This is a genomic window from Pseudomonas sp. NFACC08-1 (genome assembly GCF_900106735.1).
GTDB classification, from domain to species: domain Bacteria; phylum Pseudomonadota; class Gammaproteobacteria; order Pseudomonadales; family Pseudomonadaceae; genus Aquipseudomonas; species Aquipseudomonas fluorescens_Q.
Genome location: NZ_FNNL01000007.1, coordinates 104,938 through 123,371, shown reverse-complemented (window position 1 = coordinate 123,371; position 18,434 = coordinate 104,938). Strand labels below are relative to the sequence as shown.

General features: G+C 60.0%; 21 protein-coding genes and 1 tRNA gene. 4 read left to right on the top strand and 18 right to left on the bottom strand.

All coding sequences use genetic code 11. The annotated features are described in order from the left end of the window. The first annotated feature begins 30 nt into the window (after positions 1 to 30). From copC to BLU76_RS16175, 4 genes are all read left to right on the top strand, one after another. Complete coding sequence (gene copC, locus BLU76_RS16190; protein WP_063324621.1) at positions 31 to 417, top strand: copper homeostasis periplasmic binding protein CopC; 387 nt, start codon at positions 31 to 33, stop codon at positions 415 to 417. A gap of 4 nt (positions 418 to 421) precedes the next feature. Then, positions 422 to 1,333: a copper homeostasis membrane protein CopD gene (gene copD, locus BLU76_RS16185; RefSeq protein ID WP_092223477.1), complete on the top strand. Its 912-nt coding sequence runs from the start codon at positions 422 to 424 to the stop codon at positions 1,331 to 1,333. 256 nt (positions 1,334 to 1,589) lie between these two features. Then, the gene (locus BLU76_RS16180; RefSeq protein WP_063324619.1) at positions 1,590 to 2,777 is read left to right on the top strand and encodes a cyanate transporter; all 1,188 of its coding nucleotides are present in this window, start codon (positions 1,590 to 1,592) and stop codon (positions 2,775 to 2,777) included. Positions 2,778 to 2,874: 97 nt separating this feature from the next. Then, positions 2,875 to 4,305, top strand: coding sequence for a hypothetical protein (locus tag BLU76_RS16175; protein ID WP_092145122.1), 1,431 nt, complete (start codon positions 2,875 to 2,877; stop codon positions 4,303 to 4,305). Positions 4,306 to 4,454: 149 nt separating this feature from the next. On the opposite strand, the gene BLU76_RS16170 is transcribed toward BLU76_RS16175, so the two are convergent. The 18 genes from BLU76_RS16170 to BLU76_RS16085 all read right to left on the bottom strand — a co-directional run bounded on the left by BLU76_RS16170 (position 4,455) and on the right by BLU76_RS16085 (position 18,325). Continuing rightward, a tRNA-Lys gene (locus BLU76_RS16170) sits at positions 4,455 to 4,530 on the bottom strand. Positions 4,531 to 4,593: 63 nt separating this feature from the next. Further along, positions 4,594 to 5,268: a 7-cyano-7-deazaguanine synthase QueC gene (gene queC / locus BLU76_RS16165; RefSeq protein WP_170862027.1), complete on the bottom strand. Its 675-nt coding sequence runs from the start codon at positions 5,266 to 5,268 to the stop codon at positions 4,594 to 4,596. A 19-nt stretch (positions 5,269 to 5,287) separates the two neighbouring features. After that, positions 5,288 to 5,935, bottom strand: a complete 648-nt coding sequence (queE, locus tag BLU76_RS16160; RefSeq protein ID WP_092145118.1) for a 7-carboxy-7-deazaguanine synthase QueE — start codon at positions 5,933 to 5,935, stop codon at positions 5,288 to 5,290. A 166-nt stretch (positions 5,936 to 6,101) separates the two neighbouring features. Continuing rightward, the gene (gene ybgF, locus BLU76_RS16155; protein WP_063324615.1) at positions 6,102 to 6,941 is read right to left on the bottom strand and encodes a tol-pal system protein YbgF; all 840 of its coding nucleotides are present in this window, start codon (positions 6,939 to 6,941) and stop codon (positions 6,102 to 6,104) included. Between the two features lie 6 nt (positions 6,942 to 6,947). Further along, entirely contained in the window at positions 6,948 to 7,445 is a 498-nt protein-coding gene (gene pal, locus BLU76_RS16150; RefSeq protein WP_003178634.1) for a peptidoglycan-associated lipoprotein Pal, read from the bottom strand. A gap of 52 nt (positions 7,446 to 7,497) precedes the next feature. Beyond that, positions 7,498 to 8,799, bottom strand: a complete 1,302-nt coding sequence (tolB, locus tag BLU76_RS16145) for a Tol-Pal system beta propeller repeat protein TolB (RefSeq protein ID WP_063324614.1) — start codon at positions 8,797 to 8,799, stop codon at positions 7,498 to 7,500. Next, positions 8,796 to 9,872: a cell envelope integrity protein TolA gene (tolA, locus tag BLU76_RS16140; RefSeq protein WP_092145116.1), complete on the bottom strand. Its 1,077-nt coding sequence runs from the start codon at positions 9,870 to 9,872 to the stop codon at positions 8,796 to 8,798. The genes tolB and tolA overlap by 4 nt, the downstream gene beginning before the upstream one ends. Further along, positions 9,872 to 10,324, bottom strand: a complete 453-nt coding sequence (gene tolR / locus BLU76_RS16135) for a protein TolR (RefSeq protein WP_161798348.1) — start codon at positions 10,322 to 10,324, stop codon at positions 9,872 to 9,874. Before tolR ends, tolA begins: the two co-directional genes overlap by 1 nt. Positions 10,325 to 10,347: 23 nt before the next feature. Next, a complete protein-coding gene (gene tolQ, locus BLU76_RS16130; RefSeq protein WP_014339916.1) occupies positions 10,348 to 11,043 on the bottom strand; it encodes a protein TolQ in 696 nt (231 codons plus the stop codon). Further along, positions 11,033 to 11,500 (bottom strand): tol-pal system-associated acyl-CoA thioesterase, encoded by a 468-nt coding sequence (ybgC, locus tag BLU76_RS16125; protein ID WP_025215227.1) that lies wholly within the window; start codon positions 11,498 to 11,500, stop codon positions 11,033 to 11,035. The genes tolQ and ybgC overlap by 11 nt, the downstream gene beginning before the upstream one ends. 127 nt (positions 11,501 to 11,627) lie before the next feature. Then, complete coding sequence (gene ruvB, locus BLU76_RS16120; RefSeq protein WP_003178599.1) at positions 11,628 to 12,689, bottom strand: Holliday junction branch migration DNA helicase RuvB; 1,062 nt, start codon at positions 12,687 to 12,689, stop codon at positions 11,628 to 11,630. Continuing rightward, a complete protein-coding gene (ruvA, locus tag BLU76_RS16115; protein ID WP_058542614.1) occupies positions 12,690 to 13,298 on the bottom strand; it encodes a Holliday junction branch migration protein RuvA in 609 nt (202 codons plus the stop codon). Positions 13,299 to 13,413: 115 nt separating this feature from the next. Next, the gene (gene ruvC / locus BLU76_RS16110; RefSeq protein ID WP_014339919.1) at positions 13,414 to 13,938 is read right to left on the bottom strand and encodes a crossover junction endodeoxyribonuclease RuvC; all 525 of its coding nucleotides are present in this window, start codon (positions 13,936 to 13,938) and stop codon (positions 13,414 to 13,416) included. Positions 13,939 to 14,119: 181 nt separating this feature from the next. After that, positions 14,120 to 14,866: a YebC/PmpR family DNA-binding transcriptional regulator gene (locus BLU76_RS16105; RefSeq protein ID WP_018614256.1), complete on the bottom strand. Its 747-nt coding sequence runs from the start codon at positions 14,864 to 14,866 to the stop codon at positions 14,120 to 14,122. A gap of 120 nt (positions 14,867 to 14,986) precedes the next feature. After that, positions 14,987 to 16,762: an aspartate--tRNA ligase gene (gene aspS / locus BLU76_RS16100; RefSeq protein WP_058542615.1), complete on the bottom strand. Its 1,776-nt coding sequence runs from the start codon at positions 16,760 to 16,762 to the stop codon at positions 14,987 to 14,989. Between the two features lie 75 nt (positions 16,763 to 16,837). Continuing rightward, entirely contained in the window at positions 16,838 to 17,059 is a 222-nt protein-coding gene (locus BLU76_RS16095) for an FmdB family zinc ribbon protein (RefSeq protein WP_003178589.1), read from the bottom strand. Between the two features lie 148 nt (positions 17,060 to 17,207). Next, positions 17,208 to 17,552: a ribbon-helix-helix domain-containing protein gene (locus tag BLU76_RS16090; protein WP_063324611.1), complete on the bottom strand. Its 345-nt coding sequence runs from the start codon at positions 17,550 to 17,552 to the stop codon at positions 17,208 to 17,210. Between the two features lie 302 nt (positions 17,553 to 17,854). Next, a complete protein-coding gene (locus BLU76_RS16085) occupies positions 17,855 to 18,325 on the bottom strand; it encodes a Dps family protein (protein WP_092145112.1) in 471 nt (156 codons plus the stop codon). Positions 18,326 to 18,434 lie beyond the last annotated feature (109 nt).

The window sequence follows — 18,434 nt, the reverse complement described above, 5'->3', positions numbered from 1 at the left end:
ATTAAAAAACCACGTTGTAGGAGTCCTTGCATGTCATTGCTCAAAAACGCTGTTGCTGTTGTCGCCCTGTCCACTGGCCTGTTGATCAGCGGCTTGGCCCAGGCCCATCCGAAGCTGCTGTCCTCTACCCCCGCCGAGGGCGCCGAGGGTGCGGCACCGGCAAAGATCGAGCTGCACTTTTCCGAAAACCTGATGACCAAGTTTTCCGGTGCCAAGCTGATGATGACCGAGATGCCCGGCATGGCGGCGCATTCGCCCATGCCCATGCCAGCCAAGGTCTCCGGCAGCGATGACCCGAAAACCATGGTCATTGTCCCGAATGGTCCCCTCAGCGCCGGCACCTATCAGGTCCAGTGGCGCGCGGTGTCGTCCGACACTCACCCGATCACCGGTAACGTCACGTTCAAGGTGAAGTGAGTTGATGAGCGACTCGATCAACATCGCCCTGCGGTTTGCCCTGTATTTGGATCTGATGTTGTTGTTCGGCCTGGCCGCGTTCGGGCTCTATAGCCTGCGAGGCCAGGAGCGGGCGTCGGGCGCGCAGTTGCCTTTCACACCGCTGCTAGTGACCACGGCGGTGCTGGGCGGACTGCTGTCCTTCGCCGCCATGGCGTGCATGGCCTGGGCCATGAGCGGTGTTTCAGACTGGGCCGAACTGTGGCCGCACATTGAAATGATGGTGTTGGAGACCGACGTCGGCTTGAGTTGGACACTGCGGATAGCGGCGCTGCTGTTGGCCGGTGTCGCCGCGACGCTCAATGGACGTTGGCCGACCCTCAGCCTATGGCTGGTCATGCTGGGCGGCGCCGTCGCGTTGGCGACGCTGGCCTGGGCCGGGCATGGCGCCATGGACGAAGGTGAGCGCCGCAACTGGCACTTCATCACCGACTTCCTGCACCTGTGGGCGGCGGGTGGCTGGGTCGGGGCCTTGGCCGCGTTTGCGCTGCTGCTGCGCCAGGCCGAACCTCGGCTGGCGGTACTGGCCCGGACGTTGACCGGGTTTGAAACCGCCGGAGCGGTGATCGTGGTGGTCATCAGCGTGACGGGGGTGGTGAATTATCTGTTTATCGTCGGCCCGAATGTCGAAGGGCTGCTGGACAGCACTTATGGTCAGTTACTGGCGCTCAAGCTGATCTTGTTCGCGGCCATGTTGGTGTTCGCCGCGCTGAACCGCTTTCATCTGAGCCCATTGCTGGAACAGGCCCGACAGACCGGCGAGCACGGCGTTGCGGTGAATGCCCTGCGGCGCAGCATGGTGCTGGAGTTCTGTGTGGCGGTGATCATTCTGGGATTGGTGGCGTGGCTGGGGACGCTGAGCCCGGCGATGGAATAGGAGGTTGTGAACGACTATTGTGTGGCGAGGGAGCTTGCTCCCGCTGGGTTGCGAAGCAGCCCCCTGGTTTGCCTGACACACCGCAAGGGGCCGCTACGCGCCCCAGCGGGAGCAAGCTCCCTCGCCACACAAAAACTCTGATCCCTTCACTGATTGCGTGCCGTATTTAATTTTTCGATACGCCCTGCCAGTTTTCAGTTTGCCCATGACAGGCCGCCCCAGCCTAAATGCCCTTTTGTCCAGCAAAGGCGGCTCCATGGAAAACATTCGAACCTCAACCACCCACGCCATCTGGCTGATGGTCAGCATCGTCTTGGTGGCGCTGAACCTGCGACCCTCAATGGCGGCGGTCGGGCCCTTGTTGTCGGCCATTCGCGGCGAGGTGCCCTTGAGTTTCAGTACCGCCTCGCTGCTGACCATGTTGCCCGTCATGGCGATGGGCCTGGCGATGTTCCTGGGCATGCGCATCGCCCTGCGCATCGGAGAACACCGCACCATCGTGCTGTCGCTGTTGATCATTGGCATCGCCACGGCCTCGCGCTTGTACCTGGACAGCGCCGCCGGGTTGATCGCCAGTGCGATCGTCGCCGGGCTTGGGATCGCCTTGATCCAGGCGGTGATGCCGGCACTGATCAAGTCACGCTTCGCCGACAACGTCTCGCTGTTCATGGGCTTGTACGTCACCTCCATCATGGGCGGGGCGGCGATTGCCGCATCGTTTTCACCCTTTGTCCTGACGCAGACCGGCAGTTGGCGCGTCGGCCTGGCGATCTGGGCATTGTTGGCGCTGGTCGCCCTGGGCTGCTGGTACGCCCAGCGTTCGAACATCACGCCCTTGCCCGAAGCAGCGTCCCGGCATCACGAAGCGTTTTCCCGCAACGCCCGGGCCTGGCTCCTGGCGATTTTCTTTGGCCTGGGCACTGCTTCCTACACCTGCGTGCTGGCCTGGCTGGCGCCGTACTACGTGGAAAAGGGCTGGAGCGAACAGCACGCTGGCCTGCTGCTGGGGTTCCTCACGGCAATGGAAGTGTTATCCGGCCTGGTCACTCCGGCTATTGCCAACCGCAGCCGGGATAAACGCCTGGTCCTGAGCGTCCTGCTGGCCCTGATCATCGGCGGCTTCTGCGGCCTGATCCTCAGTCCGGAACGCTTCAGCCTGCTCTGGGCCTGCCTGCTGGGGCTGGGTATCGGCGGCCTATTCCCCATGAGCCTGATCGTATCCCTCGACCACCTGGACAACCCACGCCGGGCCGGTGGCCTTACCGCGTTCGTGCAGGGTGTCGGCTATCTCATCGCCGGCCTCTCGCCATTGATTGCCGGGATGATCCGCGACCAGTTGGGGAGTTTTGAGTGGGCCTGGTGGTCGCTCACGGCGGTCATGGCGTTGATGATGGTGATGGTATTGCGCCTGGACCCGAAACATTACGGACAGCACATCCGCTGAATTTCCAGTAGGAGGACTTGCTAGGTTGAAGATTTAGCTGGTGCGACTTGGCGTTACTATACCTGCCAGGATTTTTACCTCGTAAGGGAGCTACGCCTTGTCCGTCATTCCTGACAGAACCTTCGCTGAAGTGCTCAAGCACACCGTCAAACGCATTCTTTCCTATTGGACCCAGATCACCGTCACGTTAGGCCTACTCGCGACAGGGCTTGGGTTCGTCACGTTGTACCTTTATACCCGGACGATTGGACGAATCGATCTGTTCATGCCGTCCATCGATGTGAAGTCTGCACTGTTGGTCTGGGTCGTGCTGGTCCTGCTGCTGATGCTGTCGTATTTGTTCATCTTGGGGGCGACAACGTGGATGTTCGGCTGCTCGGTTTCGCTTTTTTCAAACATGAAGGACAACCAATCGAAGATTGTTTTCTATCTGGTGTTCCCCACGGTTGTGGGATTTAGCGCATTCATCTGGGCCACCTTTTTCCTGTCCACATTGAACGCCTGGACGATATTCGCGGCATTGCTCCTGATCGTCTTCGTTGCGTGCTTTCTCATGTACGCATTCACGCCGTTCAAAAGAGTCATCAGGAAAAGCACACTTGTCCAAGCCAGGCTGGAGCGAGCCCGCTTGAAACGCCTGGCAGCCCATCAACAAATAAAGCGGAAAAAGCTGCAGCAACATAAACCTGCCCGCCCCCGGAAGGCCTGGCTGCAAAAATGGCTCACCTGTTTGCAGGCACTCAAAAACAAGACGACGCCAGCGTGGCGCTGGCTAAAAGAAAAATGGCAGCGGTTACAGGCGTGGGTACGGGCTCGCAAAGAGTTCTGGCTCGTCACCCTGCTCTCGATCTCCATATTCGTCACCGTGCTCTTCGCCGCCTTTCCAATCCTGCTGACGATACGTTCATATATGGAGAGGGAAACACCTGACACCGTCCCCTACGTGGCGGGTCTGTCCTGGCTGACACTCATCTTCACCCTGCTACCGGTCGTCATATTTCATTGTTTCAAGGGGGACATCTACAGGCGGACCTTCAATGGCCTGATCGCAATGATCCTGGCCTTCTGCGCCTTCACATTGCTTTCGCCGGGCAGTTTGAGCCAGATCACCTACATCGCAGCAGGAGGCTTATCGGTTCGCCAACAAACGGCGGAGCGATACGCCTTGCCAGAAGAGATAAAACTGCAAGACCTGAGCGCCACCATGTGGAAAACACGTCAGGTTGCTGCGCAAAAAATAGAAGTCGAGGCGTTCCAGTTGTATTCCTTTGGGGACGTACTGTTACTGTGCCCAAAAGACATGCTGTCACTTGAACTCAAAGAGCTGAAAAACTACTCGAAGTTCTGTGTCAGCACGCTCAATAGCAAGGTTGTGCGCAAACCTCGGTTACCGGTATTCGCCAGGAAACCACAGAAAGAATGGGCTTGCCGGGTGCCCTCATGGCAGATCCAGGCAGGACGTTGGCTCGCATGGGAAGCGCTGGTTTCTGGCGCTCATCGCTCCGCGTCGGGCGAGAAAAAGGGCTGAAGGCCCTGGCAGTCGTGAGCATGGCGACGGCTCCACGACAGGACTGCTGACTCCCTGCCCTTGGGCGGGAGGACACTTAATTCCAGGCAAAAAAAAATCCGGAAATCCTCACTTTCGTGGGCCTTCCAGACTTTTAAAACTGCAAAAAATGGTGGGTCGTGTGGGATTCGAACCTACGACCAATTGGTTAAAAGCCAACTGCTCTACCAACTGAGCTAACGACCCGCTGTGTGGTGGCGCGTATAATACTGATTTCTAAGGACTATTCAACACCTAATTTGAAATAAATCAAAAATAACGGGTTGGATCGCTCACACCCGCCGCGGCAAAGCCTTCTGCGCGCAGGCGGCAGCTGTCGCACTTGCCGCAAGCACGGCCCTGATCGTCGGCCTGATAGCAGGAAACAGTGAGCCCATAGTCCACGCCAAGCTTCACACCGGCCTTGACGATGTCGGCCTTGCTGAGATTCTGCAACGGTGCCTGGATGCGGAAACCCTGCCCTTCTACGCCGGCCTTGGTCGCCAGGTTCGCCATGCGCTCGAAGGCTTCGACGAACTCCGGGCGGCAATCCGGGTAACCGGAGTAATCCACAGCATTGACGCCGATGAAAATATCACGGGCGCCCAGCACTTCGGCCCAGCCCAATGCCAAGGACAGGAATACGGTGTTACGCGCCGGCACATAGGTCACCGGGATGCCTTCGCTAGGCGCCTCCGGCACGTCGATGGAGCTGTCGGTCAAGGCCGAGCCACCAATGCCGTTGAGGTTCAGGCCGATCACTTTGTGTTCCACCACGCCCAGGTCCCGGGCCACTCGCTCGGCCGCGTGCAGTTCTGCGCGGTGGCGCTGACCATAATCGAAACTCATGGTGTAGCAGCGGTAACCCTCGGCACGGGCCATGGCCACGACGGTGGCCGAATCCAGGCCGCCGGACAACAGGATGACCGCACGTTTTTCGGCAATGTTCGAATGTTCAGTCATATCAGCGCCCCGGCTCGTCGTTCCAAAGATATTTATGCAGCTGCAGTTGCAGGCGCACCGGCAGGTTATCCGCCACCACCCAGTCCGCCAGGTCCCGAGCGCTCAAATCGTGATGGCTCGGCGACAACAACACTTCGCCGGCCCGTTGGTCGAGCCCGTACTGGATCAGCTTGGACACGGCCCAGTCGTAATCTTCCCGTGAACAGATCACGAATTTGACCTGATCGTTAGGGGTCAGCAACTCGATATTCTCGTAACGGTTACGGTGCGCTTCCTTGGAGCCTGGAGTCTTCAGGTCCACGACGCGGCTGACGCGCGGGTCGACGGCCGAGATATCCAGGGCGCCGCTGGTTTCCAGGGAAACCTCGTAACCGGCATCACACAACTGCTTGAGCAAGAGGATGGCGTTGGGTTGCGCCAAGGGCTCACCGCCCGTGACGCAGACATAACGCGGACGATAACCGGCCACTTGCTCAAGGATATCGTCGAGGGTTCGCACGGTGCCGCCGCTGAACGCGTAGGCACTGTCGCAGTATTGGCAACGTAGCGGGCAACCGGTGAGGCGCACAAATACTGTGGGCAGCCCAGCCGTCCGCGTTTCACCCTGCAAAGAGTGAAAAACTTCGGTGATTCTCAATGTGTCTTGCATAGTCGCCACGGGCGTAACAGCTAAACAGGCTGTCCGCCTCCGTCAGGCACTTCAAGGAACCCCGCCAACGCGCAGATCCCAAAAAGCGTGTTTCATAAAAAGGGCGTGAATTCTAACGAAAAAACCCGCGACAGGCGCGGGTTTCTTCAAAACAGGTCAAGCCAGCTTACATGCGTTGCAGATCGCGCTGGGCCAACTGGGCGGCGGATGTCCCCGGATATTGGGCCACCACCTGCTGCAGAATGCCTTTTACCTTGTCGGTGTGACCGAGGCGGCGCTCTACATCAGCCAGCTTGTACAGCGAATCCGGCACCTTGGCGTGCTTGGGATACAGTTGCGAAACCTTGGCGAATGCCTGGCCGGCACCTTGCAGGTCGCCTTTGGCCAGGTTCACTTCGCCCAACCAGTATTGGGCATTGCCCGCGTACTGGCTGTTTGGGTATTTGCGCAGGAAAGCGGCAAAAGCCTGGCTGGCCTTGTCGAAATCCTTGGCCTTGATCAAGTCGAAGGCAGCATCGTAATAGAGCTTTTCCTTCGCCGGATCAGCCGGCTCGCCACCGGCGGCAGGTGCTGCGGGAGCGGCTGCCCCCGCGCCTGCGGCTGCGCCGGGGGCGTTCAAGTCGCCACCGGCAGGAGAATTCTCAGGAGTCGCGGCAGGTGCAGGTGCAACGCCGGTTCCTATGCGCCGATCAAGATCCTGGTATCGCTCCAGGTTTTCCTGCTTCATGCGCGAAATATCATTTTGCAGTTCTTCGATCACACCCTGTTGGCGCGAGATCTGATCCTGCATTTGCTGCAGTTGGTTGAACAGCTGGCCCTGTGCCGAGACAGGGGCCGAAACCCCTCCCCCGGCATAGGCGCCGTTCGTACCGTAACCCGCAGGCGGATAGCTACTCCCGCTATTGTTATAGCCGGCATCGTTATCGACCACAGGAACCGCAGCCCACGCCGCAAGCGGCGCAAGGCTGAGAGCCAGAACAGTTACAGCACGACGGCACGTTCGCATGACGAATTACTTACGCAGTTCGACGCGACGGTTTTGAGCCCAGGACTGCTCGTCGTTGCCGGTAGCAACTGGACGCTCTTCGCCGTAGGAAACCAGTTCCAGCTGAGCTGGGGAAACACCTTGCAGTACCAGGTAGCGCTGAACGGCTTTCGCACGACGCTCGCCCAGTGCCATGTTGTACTCACGAGTACCACGTTCGTCGGTGTTGCCTTCCAGAACAACGCGAGCGCCGTTTGCTTTCAGGTCCTTGGCGTGAACGTCCAGAGCGCGCATGGCTTCTGGCTTCAGGTCCGAGCTGTCGTATTCGAAGTAGAAGGTGGTGATTGCGCGCAGAGCAGCTTCTTCGCTCAGGGAGCCGTCAACTGCACCGGTGTTAGCGCCGTAACCAGCGTTTGGATCAACAGCGCCTTCACCGGCATTGTCGCCGCCTTTGGACGAGCAACCTACAGCTACAGCCATGGCCAGAGCCAGCGCAGCAAATTTACCAAACTTCAGCATTTCCATCGTGAAACTCCTAATGAACCCCAGTGTGTTAAGTAAAACGTATAGCGCCGCGTCAGTTCAGGTAAGGGGACCAGGACGGTTCTCTGACTTCGCCTTGAGCGGTAGGAAGCGGGAGCCTCACGCGTCCATTAATGGACACGAGCATCAAGACTCCCCGGCCCTGCTGGCGGGTGGCGTAGATTACCATGGTGCCGTTGGGCGCAACAGTGGGTGACTCGTCCAGAGTGCTATCAGTGAGGATTTTTACGCTACCGCGCTGCAAATCCTGGGCCGCCACCTTGAAATTAGTGAAACCATCCTGGCGATGGATCATCACCAGGGTCTTTTCATCTGCCGACAACTTCGGGTTGGCGTTGTAGTTACCGACGAACGTCACGCGTTCGGCACCGCCGCCACCCGCACTGGTCTTGTAGATCTGTGGCTTGCCGCCACGGTCGGAGGTGAAGTAGATGGTCGAGCCATCCTTGCCCCAGAACGGTTCGGTGTTGATGCCCGGGCCGTTGGTGACACGGGAAATCGAACGCGAAGCCAGGTTCATCACGTAGATGTCCGGGTTACCGTCCTTGGACAGCACGAATGCCAGGCGCGAACCGTCCGGCGACCAGGCTGGCGCGCCGTTCAGGCCTTCGAAGTTGGTGATCTGCTCACGACGACCGGTGTCGATGTGCTGCACGAAAATGCGCGGGCGCTTCTGCTCGAACGAGACATAGGCGATGCGCTTGCCATCGGGGGCGAAGCGCGGCGACAGGATCGGCTCGCGCGATTGCAGCAGTGTCACCGCACGGGCGCCGTCATAGTCGGAGCGCTGCAGGGTGTAGCGGGTGTTGTTCTCGGAGAAGCGCTCGGCCGTCACGTAGAGCATGCGAGTGGAGAACGCGCCCTTGATGCCGGTAAGTTTCTCGAACGACTGGTCGGCGATGTAGTGCGCCATGTCACGCAATTGATCGACGCTGCCCGACACGCTGCCGGTCAGCACTTGCTGTTCGGTGGCGACGTTGAACAGGGCGTACTGCACCTGCAGGCGACCGCCAGCCGGAACGATGCTGCCGACCATGATGTACTGGGCGCCCAGGGCCTTCCAGTCACGGTAGATGACTTCGCTGGCCTGGGTTGGCAGGCTGATCATGTTCTGCTTCGGAATCGGCGCGTAGTAACCCGAGTTGCGCAGGTCGTTGCCGATGATTTCCGCCATGTCGTCCGGCAGGACGTTACCGCCCTGCCAGCCGAACGGTACGACGGCAATCGGGGTCGCCCGGTCGCTGCCGCTGGTGACCAGGATGTTCTTTTCCTCTGCTACCGCTATCCCTGCCAGGCAGCAGATAACGACCAGCATTGATCGAAGAAGGTTTCTCACAAGGCTAGATCCTCAGGTGTGAATGTCATCTTGAATGAACGATAGGGAGCAAAGTCGCTCGGTTTCATTCCTTGCATTTCCGTCAATCGCCCAATGTTCTTGACCGCTGCGACCGCCGAAGCGTCGAACGGACCGTCACCACTGGACTTGGCGACGCTGACCGAGGTAACCGTACCGTCGGGCAACATGCCGATTTGCAATACGACCGTCATGCCTTTGCGCGCCGAAGGTGGACGAGCCCAGCCTTCTGCCGCTCGTGCGCGAATCAAGTCATCGTAGCTGCCGGCGACTTCATCGCCCTGCTCATCAGCCAATGCCTGCTGGCGCTCCGGCGTGTCGGAAAGCAAATCTGCCAAGGCCTGGGCCTTTTTGTCTTCGGCGGATTTACGCGCTGCGTCCTGGGCCTTTTTCTTGGCGGCGTCGGCGGCGGCTTTCTTCTTCGCGTCTTCGGCGACTTTCTTTTTCGCCTCTTCAGCTTCAGCTTTCTTCTTGGCGTCTTCGGCGGCTTTTTTCTTCGCGTCCTCGACGATCTTTTTCTTCGCTTCTTCAGCGGCCGCTTTCTTGGCCTCTTCTTCAGCGGCTTTCTTGGCTTCTTCTTCGGCTTTCTTCTTGGCTATATCAGCCAATTGTTTCTCTTCTGCCTTTTTGGCCTCGGCTTTCTTCGCTTCGTCGGCTTTCTTGGCTTCGTCAGCCTTTTTCGCCTCGTCCGCTTTTTTCGCCTCATCGGCCTTCTTGGCTTCCTCGGCCTTTTGAGCCGCTTCCTCTTTCTTTTGTTCCGCGGCCTTTATCGCTTCCTGCTCGACCTTCTTCTGTTCCATTTGCTCGACTTCAGTCTGGCGCGCGGCGGACTTCTTCGCCTCACCGGCAAGCTTCTGGTTCGTCTGGGTCGTCGCCTGGCTTTTCGACTTGAGCTGGTACAACGTCGCCTGCACGATCGGCTTGGCCGGTGGCAACTCCGGAGTCATGGCAAAACTGACGAACAGCATGCCGAACACCAGCACATGCAGGCCGATGGCCAGGACACTGGGCCAGAAGTAGCTTTCCGAGGCGGACGGCTCTCGCTGTTGCTGCATCAGGGCGCCTCAGTGATCAAGCCAACATTACCGACCCCGGCTTTCTGCAGGCCGCCCATGGCCCCCATCACGGCACCGTAGTCGACGGTCTTGTCGCCGCGAATGAAGACTTGCGTGCGCTTGCCGGCATCGTTGCCGACACGAATGATCTTGGTCACCGCATCGGTCATCTGCGGCAACGTCATGGCCCGGTCCTGCTGCTTCTCGGTGTCCACTTCGCTGCCAAGGTTCCAGTAGTAGGTCTTGTCAGCCTTGATCGAAATAGTCAGGACCTGGGTGTTGTTGTCCTGCGGCAAGGCTTCGCTGGAAACCTTGGGCAGATCGACCTTCACGCCCTGATTGAGCATCGGCGCGGTCACCATGAAGATGACCAGCAGCACCAACATCACGTCGATGTAGGGCACCACGTTCATCTCGGCGACCGGCTTGCGCTTTTTTCGGGCTCGAGCGATTAAAGCCATTGGGAAATACCTGCTTATTCTTCGCTGGTGTGCACTTTACGGTGCAGGATCGCCTGGAATTCATCGGCGAAGGTGTAGTAACGGCCGGTCAGCATTTCGCTGCGGGCAGCGAAGCGGTTGTAGGCGATAACGGCCGGGATGGCCGCGAACAGACCGATGGCGGTGGCGATCAGTGCCTCGGCGATACCCGGGGCCACGGTGGCGAGGGTCGCTTGCTGGGCGGAAGCCAGGCCACGGAAGGAGTTCATGATCCCCCACACGGTACCGAACAGACCGATGTACGGGCTGACCGAACCAACGGTGGCCAGGAACGACAGGCCCTGTTCGAGCTTCTCTTCCTCGCGGGAAATGGCGACGCGCATGGCACGGGCCACACCTTCCATCACCGCCTCAGGGTCGACGCCCGGCTGCTGGCGCAGGCGAGAGAACTCCTTGAAGCCGGCACGGAAGATCTGCTCGACGCCCGAGTCCGGGTCAGGGTTGCTACCGGCCTGGCGATAGAGCTTGGACAGGTCGATGCCGGACCAGAAACGCTCCTCGAAGCTCTCCAGGGCACGACGACCGGCGCGCAGCATGTTGCTGCGCTGAAAGATCATGATCCATGAGGTCACCGATGCGGCTACCAGGGTCAGCATTACCAGTTGCACCACGACGCTGGCATTGCTGACCAAGCTCCACATGGAGGAATGGTCGACGACGTTAGCTTCCACGCTTTATCTCCTGCTCTGAGTGTGTACCCGCGCCGCTCACGCCGGCAAAGGCCGCACGTAGAGCTTCGGGAATGGCCCGGGGTTTCAAACTATGGGTGCGCACACAGGCCACCAAAAACTGCCCTTCACAGAGCAGCACGTTATCCGTAGCCCGCCTGACCTGCTGCTTGAAACGCAGGCTGACACGGTTCAATTCGATGACATCGGCACTTACCAGCAACTCGTCGTCCAGTCGCGCCGGCGCGTGGTAGCGCGCTTCGCTGGAATGCACGACGAATAACAGGTCCTCCCCTGCCAGCGCGGATTGGGCAAAACCCAGTTCCCGCAGCCGTTCGGTTCGAGCCCGTTCCATAAACTTGAGGTAATTGACGTAGTAGACGATGCCGCCAGCATCGGTGTCCTCGTAATAAACGCGACAGCGATGTGCGAACGACTCCAGCCCGTTTTGCGCGCGCATACTCTAGTGCTTACTCCTCAGGTTGCCAATCGGCCAGGCAACTGTTTTTTCATTCTCGAACGCATTGACGCTCCAGGCGTCGTCTGGGACAGCACGAACTGGAAAAAAGTCGGCGTACAGAGCTCGTTCAATCGTCCACGGCATCGAGGAATTCGTCTACCACCGGCATCTCACCCATTCGTGTCGGGATGTTTAAACCAAAATGCAGATAAGCATGACGGGTCACCACGCGCCCGCGAGGGGTACGCATGATGTAGCCCTGCTGGATCAGGTACGGTTCCAGCACATCTTCAATGGTGTGGCGCTCTTCGCTGATGGCCGCAGCCAGGCTGTCCACGCCCACCGGGCCACCGTCGAACTTCTCGATCATGGTCAGCAGCAGGCGCCGGTCCTGGTGGTCGAAACCACGCTCGTCGATGTCCAGCAGGTTCAACGCCAAGTCGGCAATCGGCTTGGTGATGTGGCCCTTGGCCCGGACTTCGGCAAAATCCCGGACCCTGCGCAGCAGGCGGTTGGCGATCCGCGGCGTGCCCCGGGCACGCCGGGCGATCTCATACGCACCGTCCGGGTCCAGCGGCAACCCGAGGATGCCCGCCGAGCGGCTGACAATCGTCGCCAGGTCGGCGTTGTTGTAGAACTCCAGGCGCTGGACGATACCGAAGCGGTCGCGCAACGGGTTGGTCAGCATGCCTGCGCGAGTGGTGGCGCCCACCAGGGTGAAGGGCGGCAGGTCCAACTTGATGGAGCGTGCCGCCGGCCCTTCGCCGATCATGATGTCGAGCTGGAAATCTTCCATGGCCGGGTACAACACTTCCTCGACGATCGGCGACAGCCGATGGATTTCGTCGATGAACAGCACATCATGGGGCTCAAGGTTGGTCAGCAGCGCCGCCAGGTCACCCGGCCGCTCGAGGACCGGCCCGGACGTGCTCTTGATCGAGACGCCCATTTCCTGGGCAATGATGTTGGCCAGGGTGGTCTTGCCCAGGCCCGGCGGGCCGAAGATCAAGGTGTGGTCCAGCGACTCGCTGCGCCCACGGGCGGCCTGGATGAACAACTCCATCTGCTCGCGCACGGTCGGTTGACCGATGTAGTCGGCCAGGCTGACAGGACGAATCGCGCGGTCCTGGATTTCCTCGCGGTCACGGGGCGCGCCCGTGGCGGCGATCAGGCGGTCAGCTTCAATCACTTAAATCATTCCCTTCAGGGCACGACGAATCATGTCTTCAGTGCTCAGGCCTTTTTCCTTGATAGCGGAAATCGCCTTGCTGGCTTCCTGCGGCTTGTAGCCCAGGGAGATCAGCGCGGTGACTGCATCGTTTTCGGCGCTGACCGCAGGCGCAGGCGCATCCGGCTGGTTCGGCACCAGGGCGAACATCGCCGGCACCGCCTCCCAGGCCTTGAAGCGGTCCTTGAGTTCGACCAGCAGGCGCTCGGCGGTTTTCTTGCCCACACCCGGCACCTTGGTCAGGGCCGAGGTGTCCTGGGACTGCACACAACGCACCAATTCATCGACTTCCAGGCTCGACATCAAGGCCAGGGCCAGTTTCGGGCCGACGCCATTGAGACGGATCAGTTCGCGGAAGAAATCCCGCTCGCGCTTGCCGACGAAGCCATAGAGTAACTGCGCATCCTCGCGCACGACCAAATGGGTGTGCAGGGTCAGCGGCTCGCCGACCGACGGCAAGCGATACAGCGTGGTCATGGGCACTTCCAGCTCATAGCCCAGGCCGTTTACATCCAGAATCAGGTGCGGCGGCTGTTTTTCAGCCAGGGTGCCGCGCAAGCGTCCAATCACGTTTCAGATCCTTGGGTGTTGGCCAGCCTGCCGGCTGGCGAGTAACAGCCCGGGCAGGAAGGCCGACGACACAGGCGCAAGATGCTCGGGCTCACGAAAGATTGCGCTGATGCTATCAGAGACGCAGGCGCCCGCCACGACTGCGTGCGGTTCCCAGGCCGTGAGGCAACAGGCTGGAACGGGTATGGGCATGGCAAATGGCAATGGCCAGGGCGTCCGAGGCATCGATCTGCGGCTTGCTGACCAGTTTCAACAGGTGCATCACCATCATTTGCACCTGCTCCTTGTTCGCCGCCCCGGTTCCGACGACCGCCTGCTTGACCTGGGTCGCGGTGTACTCGGCGATCTCCAGGTTTTCCTCGGCGCCAGCAACGATTGCCGCGCCCCGGGCCTGCCCCAGTTTCAAGGCCGAGTCGGCGTTGCGCGCCATGAAGACCCTTTCGATGCCCATGGTGACCGGGCCGTAGGTCTGGATGACTTCGCGAACGCCGCGATAAACGATCTGCAAGCGCTCGTGCAGTTCACCCGCCCCGGTGCGGATGCAACCGGACGCGACGTACACGCAGCCGCGCCCGGTATCGCGAACCACACCGTAGCCGGTGATGCGCGAACCAGGGTCGATACCAAGGATTAAAGTCATAGCGCCTGCGAAAGGTAATGCGGTTACAAGAGGATACAGCTCATCAAGGGCTTGCAGTGGATCCGTGGCGAGGGAGCTTGCTCCCGCTGGGCTGCGCAGCAGACCTTTTTGGGAGCGCTTCGCACTCCAGCGGGAGCAAGCTCCCTCGCCACAATGATTTCAAACAAGCCTTGAGTGCCCGTCAGCCCAGCTGTTCAGCCACCGACTCCGGAATATCGGCATTGGAATAAACGTTCTGCACGTCATCCAGGTCTTCCAGCATGTCGATCAGCTTGAGCACCTTCTCGGCCCCTTCCAGGTCCAGTTCGGCACTGGTGGTCGGCTGCATGACGATCTCTGCGTCGGCGGGCTTGAAGCCGGCCGCCTCCAGGGCGTTGCGCACGGCATAGAAGCTGGCGAACGACGTGAACACGTCGAACGAACCGTCTTCATGACTGACCACGTCATCGGCGTCGGCCTCCAGGGCCGCTTCCGTCAGGGCATCTTCATCGAGGCCCGGCGCGAAGCTGATCTGCCCCTTGCGCTCGAACAGATAGGCCACCGAGCCGTCGGTGCCCAGGTTGCCACCGCATTTGCTGAACGCGTGACGCACGGCGGCGGCAGTACGGTTGCGGTTGTCGGTCATGCATTCGACCATCACCGCCACGCCGCCCGGGCCATAACCTTCGTAGGTCAGCTCTTCAACGTTGTCGGCCTCGGTCGCACCCGCGCCACGGGCGATGGCCCGGTCGATGATGTCGCGGCTCATGTTGGCACCCAGCGCCTTGTCCAGGGCCAGGCGCAAGCGCGGGTTGGAACCGGGGTCGCCGCCACCCTGGCGGGCCGCGACCGTCAGTTCACGGATCCACTTGGTGAAGATCTTGCCTCTCTTGGCATCCTGACGTTCTTTGCGGTGCTTGATGTTCGCCCACTTGGAATGACCTGCCATAACTCGCTCCGTTTCTCTTTGGAACATTGCCCGCCCTGCGCGTACGCAGTGGCCGGCAATCAGAAATATCGACCCCAATGAAAAGGCGCATCCGAAGATGCGCCCTCTCAGGTGCCAGCCTTACTCAGCCTTTGGCTGTTCACGCAGACGAATGTGCAACTCGCGCAATGCCTTGGCATCCACCACACCCGGCGCCTGGGTCATGACATCGGCCGCGCTCTGGGTTTTCGGGAACGCGATCACTTCACGGATCGACTGGGCGCCGGTCATCAGCATCACCAGGCGGTCCAGGCCGAAGGCCAGGCCACCATGGGGCGGTGCACCGTACTTCAGAGCGTCGAGCAGGAAGCCGAACTTCTCTTCCTGCTCGGCTTCGTCGATGCCCAGCAGGCGGAACACTGCCTGTTGCATTTCCTTGCGATGGATACGGATCGAACCGCCACCCAGCTCGGTGCCGTTCAGGACCATGTCGTAAGCGCGCGACAGAGCGGTGGCCGGGTTGGCCTCCAACTCTTGCGGCGAGCACTTCGGCGCGGTGAACGGGTGGTGCAGCGCCGAGAAGCTGCCGTCGTCGTTTTCTTCGAACATCGGGAAGTCAACGACCCACATTGGCGCCCACTCGCAAGTCAGCAGCTTCAGGTCGTGACCCAGCTTGATGCGCAGCGCGCCCAAGGCTTCGCTGACGATCTTGGCCTTGTCGGCGCCGAAGAACACGATGTCGCCGTCAACCGCGCCCACGCGATCGAGGATCACATTGAGGTTGGCTTCAGGGATGTTTTTCACGATCGGCGATTGCAGGCCATCAACACCCGCGGCGCGCTCGTTGACCTTGATGTAGGCCAGGCCCTTGGCACCGTAGATGCCGACGAACTTGGTGTAGTCGTCGATCTGCTTGCGCGGCATGCTGGCCCCGCCAGGAACGCGCAGGGCCGCGATACGGCATTTCGGGTCGTTGGCCGGGCCGCTGAACACCTTGAACTCGACGTCCTTGAGCTGGTCAGCCACGTCCACCAGCTCCAGCGGGTTACGCAGGTCCGGCTTGTCGGAACCGTAGCGGCGCATGGCCTCTTCGAAGGTCATGTGCGGGAACTCGCCGAATTCCAGGCCCAGCACTTCCTTGAACAGGTTGCGAATCATGCCTTCGGTCAGGCCCATGATGTCTTTTTCGTCGAGGAAGCTGGTCTCGATGTCGATCTGAGTGAACTCAGGCTGACGGTCGGCACGCAGGTCTTCGTCGCGGAAGCACTTGGCGATCTGGTAGTAGCGATCGAACCCGGCCACCATCAGCAGTTGCTTGAACAGCTGTGGCGATTGCGGCAAGGCGAAGAAGCTGCCGGGGTGGGTACGGCTCGGCACCAGGTAGTCGCGGGCGCCTTCCGGCGTGGCGCGGGTCAGGATTGGCGTCTCGACATCGAGGAAGCCGTTCTCGTCCAGGTAACGACGGATGCTGGTGGTCATGCGCGAACGCAGGCGCAGCTTCTCGGCCATCTCCGGGCGACGCAGGTCGATGAAGCGGTAGCGCAGGCGGGTTTCTTCGCCCACGTCGGAGTATTCGTTGAGTGGGAACGGCGGGGTTTCCGATTCGTTGAGCACTTCAAGCTCGTAACCCAGCACTTCGATCATGCCGGACGCCATGTTGGCGTTGCCAGCACCGGCCGGACGCAGGCGCACCTTGCCGGTGATCTTGACCACGTATTCGCTGCGCACGCGGTCGGCGGTGGCGAAGGTGTCAGCGCGGTCCGGATCGAACACCACCTGGGCCAGGCCTTCACGATCACGGATATCGAGGAAAATCACCCCGCCATGGTCACGGCGACGATGGACCCATCCGCAAAGAGTAACTTCCTGACCTTCCAGGCTTTCGTTCAGTTGGCCGCAATAATGGCTGCGCATCATGGTAGTGGTTTCACTTCTCGTAATTCGAAATTCGGTTGGAGGACCTGCCCGTGCAAGCACTCGCGCGTGTTCAACTCAATCTGCTTTGTCGCCACCGGCCAAATTCTTCTTGGCGCCGGTCTTGAAGTCGGTTTCATACCAGCCTGTGCCGCCGAGGCGGAAACCAGGCATGGACAGCATCTTTTTCAGTTCTGGCGCCTGGCAGGCAGGGCAGTCGACCAGCGGTGCCGCGCTGATCTTTTGAATGGCTTCCATCTGATGACCACAGGAAGCACATTGATAGTCGTACATCGGCATGGGGTTGTCTCGGCGATCAGGTTACTCGCGCAAAGGCTGGGCTTTGCGGCAAAGAGCGGGATTATATCCATTAAATGCGGCCTGTGCAGCCGTAAGACCGCACAGGCCGTTTGCAGTCCGACTCAGTCATCGACAGGGCAGCTACCCGTCAATGACAGTCCGCCACCTGCGACACGGTTTCCTTCAAACCGTGCACCACGCATACAACACGCACCAGCGCGCTGAAATTGCGTACCCCGCCATGGCGCAGGTGCACCTCTCTGTCGACATGGGACAGCAACGTACTGATGGAACAGCTGTTGAGCTGGGCCATGTCGCCGAGGATATCCCAATAGACCTGCTCCAGCCGCAGACAGGTGGCGAACCCGTTCAGACGAATGGATCGGGCCAGGGGACGCACCAGTTGCATGTCGAAACCCCTGACGAACGGATCGACGCTGATGGACTGAAAGCGCCCACGCACACCCTCCTCCGGTTCCTTTCCTTGAATCATACCGTTGACACTCCTTTGCCATACGAGCCTCTCAGTTGGAACAATCCACCTGTGGCTCTATGGAAGCTCAACGGCATCGCCAGTTCCAGACGACTTTATGACCATGGGCGTAGGACAAGCCAACAGCAGGCAGGCGACGAATTACGTCGTCCTACACCTGTGGCGAGGGAGCTTGCTCCCGTTCGGCTGCGCAGCAGGCGCAAAATCTTCCAGCCTCCAAAGAATCAGCGTCTGGTATGGGGGTCGCTGCGCAACCCAGCGGGAGCAAGCTCCCTCGCCACGACATTACAACGCGCTCCCTATTAGTTTTCCAACAGCGCCCGCAGCATCCACGCGGTCTTTTCGTGAACTTGCATGCGCTGGGTCAGCAGGTCGGCGGTGGGCTCATCACTGACCTTGTCCAATAAGGGAAAGATGCCACGGGCCGTACGCGTCACCGCTTCCTGGCCCTCGACCAGTTGCCGGATCATGTCTTCGGCGCCAGGCACGCCTTCCTCTTCCTTAATAGAAGACAGGCGCGCGTACACCGAGTAGGCCCCCGGAGCCGGGAAACCCAGGGCGCGGATGCGCTCGGCAATCAGGTCCACCGCCAGGGCCAGCTCGTTGTATTGCTCCTCGAACATCAGGTGCAGGGTGCGAAACATCGGCCCCGTGACGTTCCAATGGAAATTGTGGGTCTTGAGATACAGCACATAAGTGTCCGACAGCAGGCGCGAAAGCCCGTCGACGATGGATTTGCGGTCTTCTTCACTGATACCGATATCAATTGCCATGCTGGTTGATCTCCTGACGGTGATGAATTCGACAACGCCCCAAACTCTAGTGGTTTTGGCCGCCGATGGCCTGCGACAGATCGCCAGCCCTCCTGAACCGACAAGCCGG

What these genes read in the sequence shown, in the direction of transcription:
- aspS (WP_058542615.1), bottom strand. Translation starts at nt 16,762, where the DNA reads ATGATGCGCAGCCATTATTGCGGCCAACTGAACGAAAGCCTGGAAGGT.
- tolA (WP_092145116.1), bottom strand. Translation starts at nt 9,872, where the DNA reads ATGCAGCAACAGCGAGAGCCGTCCGCCTCGGAAAGCTACTTCTGGCCC.
- BLU76_RS16095 (WP_003178589.1), bottom strand. Translation starts at nt 17,059, where the DNA reads ATGCCGATGTACGACTATCAATGTGCTTCCTGTGGTCATCAGATGGAA.
- pal (WP_003178634.1), bottom strand. Translation starts at nt 7,445, where the DNA reads ATGGAAATGCTGAAGTTTGGTAAATTTGCTGCGCTGGCTCTGGCCATG.
- queE (WP_092145118.1), bottom strand. Translation starts at nt 5,935, where the DNA reads ATGCAAGACACATTGAGAATCACCGAAGTTTTTCACTCTTTGCAGGGT.
- BLU76_RS16090 (WP_063324611.1), bottom strand. Translation starts at nt 17,552, where the DNA reads ATGATTCAAGGAAAGGAACCGGAGGAGGGTGTGCGTGGGCGCTTTCAG.
- ybgF (WP_063324615.1), bottom strand. Translation starts at nt 6,941, where the DNA reads ATGCGAACGTGCCGTCGTGCTGTAACTGTTCTGGCTCTCAGCCTTGCG.
- copC (WP_063324621.1), top strand. Translation starts at nt 31, where the DNA reads ATGTCATTGCTCAAAAACGCTGTTGCTGTTGTCGCCCTGTCCACTGGC.
- BLU76_RS16180 (WP_063324619.1), top strand. Translation starts at nt 1,590, where the DNA reads ATGGAAAACATTCGAACCTCAACCACCCACGCCATCTGGCTGATGGTC.
- ybgC (WP_025215227.1), bottom strand. Translation starts at nt 11,500, where the DNA reads ATGCGCGCGCAAAACGGGCTGGAGTCGTTCGCACATCGCTGTCGCGTT.
- BLU76_RS16085 (WP_092145112.1), bottom strand. Translation starts at nt 18,325, where the DNA reads ATGGCAATTGATATCGGTATCAGTGAAGAAGACCGCAAATCCATCGTC.
- copD (WP_092223477.1), top strand. Translation starts at nt 422, where the DNA reads ATGAGCGACTCGATCAACATCGCCCTGCGGTTTGCCCTGTATTTGGAT.
- BLU76_RS16105 (WP_018614256.1), bottom strand. Translation starts at nt 14,866, where the DNA reads ATGGCAGGTCATTCCAAGTGGGCGAACATCAAGCACCGCAAAGAACGT.
- ruvC (WP_014339919.1), bottom strand. Translation starts at nt 13,938, where the DNA reads ATGACTTTAATCCTTGGTATCGACCCTGGTTCGCGCATCACCGGCTAC.